The organism is uncultured Leptotrichia sp. (assembly GCF_938036635.1).
Classification (GTDB): domain Bacteria; phylum Fusobacteriota; class Fusobacteriia; order Fusobacteriales; family Leptotrichiaceae; genus Leptotrichia; species Leptotrichia hongkongensis.
On the sequence record NZ_CALHQO010000521.1, the window covers coordinates 1 to 3,294 of the forward strand.

Annotated in this window: 2 protein-coding genes and 1 pseudogene; all 3 read right to left on the reverse strand. The window is 26.7% G+C overall.

The genetic code is table 11. From position 1 onward, the window contains the following. Positions 1-161: 161 nt before the first annotated feature. Complete coding sequence (locus Q0370_RS10415; protein WP_299575439.1) at positions 162-1,292, reverse strand: N-6 DNA methylase; 1,131 nt, start codon at positions 1,290-1,292, stop codon at positions 162-164. After that, positions 1,282-1,869, reverse strand: coding sequence for a restriction endonuclease subunit S (locus tag Q0370_RS10420; protein WP_299575441.1), 588 nt, complete (start codon positions 1,867-1,869; stop codon positions 1,282-1,284). The genes Q0370_RS10415 and Q0370_RS10420 overlap by 11 nt, the downstream gene beginning before the upstream one ends. 109 nt (positions 1,870-1,978) lie before the next feature. Next, positions 1,979-3,294: pseudogene (locus tag Q0370_RS10425) on the reverse strand (hypothetical protein); the annotation flags it as partial.

Here is a 3,294-nt window from a genome sequence, read left to right on the forward strand (position 1 = left end):
GATTCACTTCCTGCATTGCCATCACATCATACTGCTTTTCAGCAATAGCCTTTGCTAAAATGTCGATTTTTTCCATTTGGTTTTTTTCCAACCATGCATGTACATTTATTGTCAATAATTTCATAAAATTACAACCTTTCTATCTAAATTTATTATTAAATTTATTCCTCTTCCAGATAACTATTTACTAAGTCATCGCATTTTTTTCTGTTTATTGTCATTAATTCAAAAATTTTGTCCCTATTTTGTTTTAATTCTTCTAAATTGACTTTTTCCTTAGTTTTAAAAACATATCCCAAAATATCCAAATTACATTTTCTTCTTAATATCGTTTCATTGGAAACTAACTTTGAAATACCGTTTATTTCCTGTTTTTTCTTAATTATTTCAACTAATTCCTTATAATTTTCAGGCTTTATTTTTTCGCTTCCTTTTTCAAAAAAGTGCTGCGATTGAACAAATAATATATTATTTTTGCTTTCTTTTTCTTCATTGAATATTATCACTTGATTTTTTAACGTGTTGTTAAAAGGAATTGCGACTACATATTCTATTTTATCAGATTTTACAAAATCTTCCATTTCTTCATTTTTTAATAAGTAAAAAGCATCTTTTTCTATCATTCCCTTTTTACTTTCCTTTAAAAAACTGTATAAAAATTTGCTAGTATCTAAATTTTTTGTCAAAATTACTGCTGAATCCTTATTAGAAGCTGAATTTTTTAATGAATATAAAATTTCAGTAATTGTATTTTTTTCAATATCTTTCATTTTTTCACGATAAAAATTATTTTCTTCAAAAAAATCAACACTGTATAATATTTCGCTATTATTTATTTCTAAAATATCTAGCGATAATTGGTTAACGCTTTCATCACGTGTAATTGGCAAATTAATTACGTTATCGATATAGTTTTGTGTGATTTTTGCATATTTTCCTCTTAAAATATTCAGTTTTAATTCCATTTCCATTTCTGACAAGCTTTCAATAAATACCTGTTTATCTGGATGTTCTTCTATAAAGTCATATATCTCATTAAATATAGGTATTCTACTTGATAAATTTTGCATATTTTCCAAATACGTGCCATTCAAGTCATATTCAAATCCCAAATTATTTAAGTATTCCAGAAATAAATAATTATCGTCTCTTAAATCTTCCAATTCTTCGTAAACAACCTTGCTTACACAAATAATATATAAAAGTAGAGACATTTTCAAAATCTGTAATTTTTTCTGATTTTTATTGTTTTCCAACTCATCTGTTACAAGTTCAAAGAATTTATTCTTCATTTATTATCACCTTATTTTTCGCTAGAATTTTTTCTTCGATATATTTTTTCTTTATTTTCAGATATTCTCTTGTATTTTCTTCCTCTTTTTCAAAACTTGTTATTATTTCAACCATTCTGTCCTGTTCTTCTCTATCCGGCAAGTCTATATCAAGCTCAACAATATCAGTCTTATTTACAGCTCTGACAGCACTCATAGTTTTATATTTCTTTTCAAAATAAAGTAGCAGCAGTTCTGTCTTTAAAAGCCATTGCAAATATTTAGGATTTATTTTGTCATTTGCCCGCAAGATGAAGTAAAGTGTTGCAGGAAGTACATTTTCATATTCCTTATCAACATATACAACTTCTATTTTACTCCCTTTTGCCTGAAACAGCACATCGTTCTTTTTTACAAAGTATTTTTCATTTATTTTATTTTTTCCATTTTTATATCTTTCAGGAACTTCCGCATTTTCGAAGCTTTCTATCTTACCATTATTTACAAGCGTCGGATTTAACAAAAGATAACCTGTTTCCGAATCGGCTGTTTTTACATTTAATGGTGCTATTATATCTACATTATCTCCTAATTTCATATTTTCACTTCCCTTTCCTTGTAAATATTATACCATAAAAAAATGTGGAATACCATATAATAACCTTTTATATATATAAAACATTTTAATTTAAATCTTATTTTATTCACTAATTTTTACTTTCAATATCACTTCTAAATTTTGTAAAGCACCCTCCATTACTTTTAAGCTGTTTATCTTCTTCCATCTGTTTTTTGTCCTTGTAAATCATTATGTCTTCAGGATTCTCAACAAATAAAGTAGTTCCCGCTGCTTTTATTTTAGCATCGCATCTAAATTTGAATATCCTGTCCTTAACTCCTTTTTTCAAAAGAATGTCATATCTTTTTTTAGGAAACTTTTCGATAACTAAAAAGTCATAATCTCCTGAACTACTGCTTCCCTTTATACCTGCCTTTTCCAAGTATTCATCTTTTTTAGTGTTGTAGTATAAATTATTATCAGTAACATAAAAACTCGTATTTTTGTCAAGTGAGATTGGTTTCTCCGCTTTTCCATCCAGAACTATATTTCCATCATCTACTGCCGTACTTTGAGACGTTTCCGTATTTAACATAATCAAATAAATTATTGCACAAAACATTATTGCAATAATTATAAAAATAATTATATTCTGACTTTGTCCATTTGTTGTTTTTTTCTTAATTGGATACACTACTTTTCGTTTTTTTAATGATTCTTTTTCTGTTTTCTTGTTTTCAATCCATACCTGCCTTATTTCCTGCAGCTTTTCCTCAAGAACTTCGATTGAATCATTTTCAGGCCAGTATAACTTTGCATCATTTAAGTATTTTTGAGCTTCTTCAAATCTGGATGCCTTTATCGCTCTTAATGCTTCTATACATAGATTTTCAGATTTTTCGGCATATCTATCTTCTTTTTCTGTTTTCTCTCTTGAGTTATCATTTTGCTTATATTCTTTCATTCCGCTTGATTTTTTATAGACAGTATACGGTATCTTTTTCTCCTTGCAAAATCCTATAAAAATACTTTTTGCTTCTTCCTTGTTTTCCACAATTTTCTGTATTTCATTAATAAATTCTTCAGATGGAATTTTATCATCTGTCAAATTGTAAATTTGTTCCGCTCTATCAAGTATTTTTAATACTTTTAAGTACTGGAGATATTTTAAGTATTCATCATATTTCTTTAATTTATCTTCATTTTTTAATATTATTTCACATGCACTGTATAATTTTTTCTTGGCAGAAGTTTCGTTATCAAACTTTATCAGATTTTTCCTTTTTTCATCAATTTGTTTTTGAGTCAACGTCTTTATATCCAGTCCTTCAGAAGCTAAAAATTCGTACAAATTCGTTTTACCTAAAATTTCGAGATATTTTTCAAATACCAAAAATTCAAAAAATTCATCTTGATTTTTATTAATATTTTCATAAAAATTTTTGTACAATTTTTGGTTATATT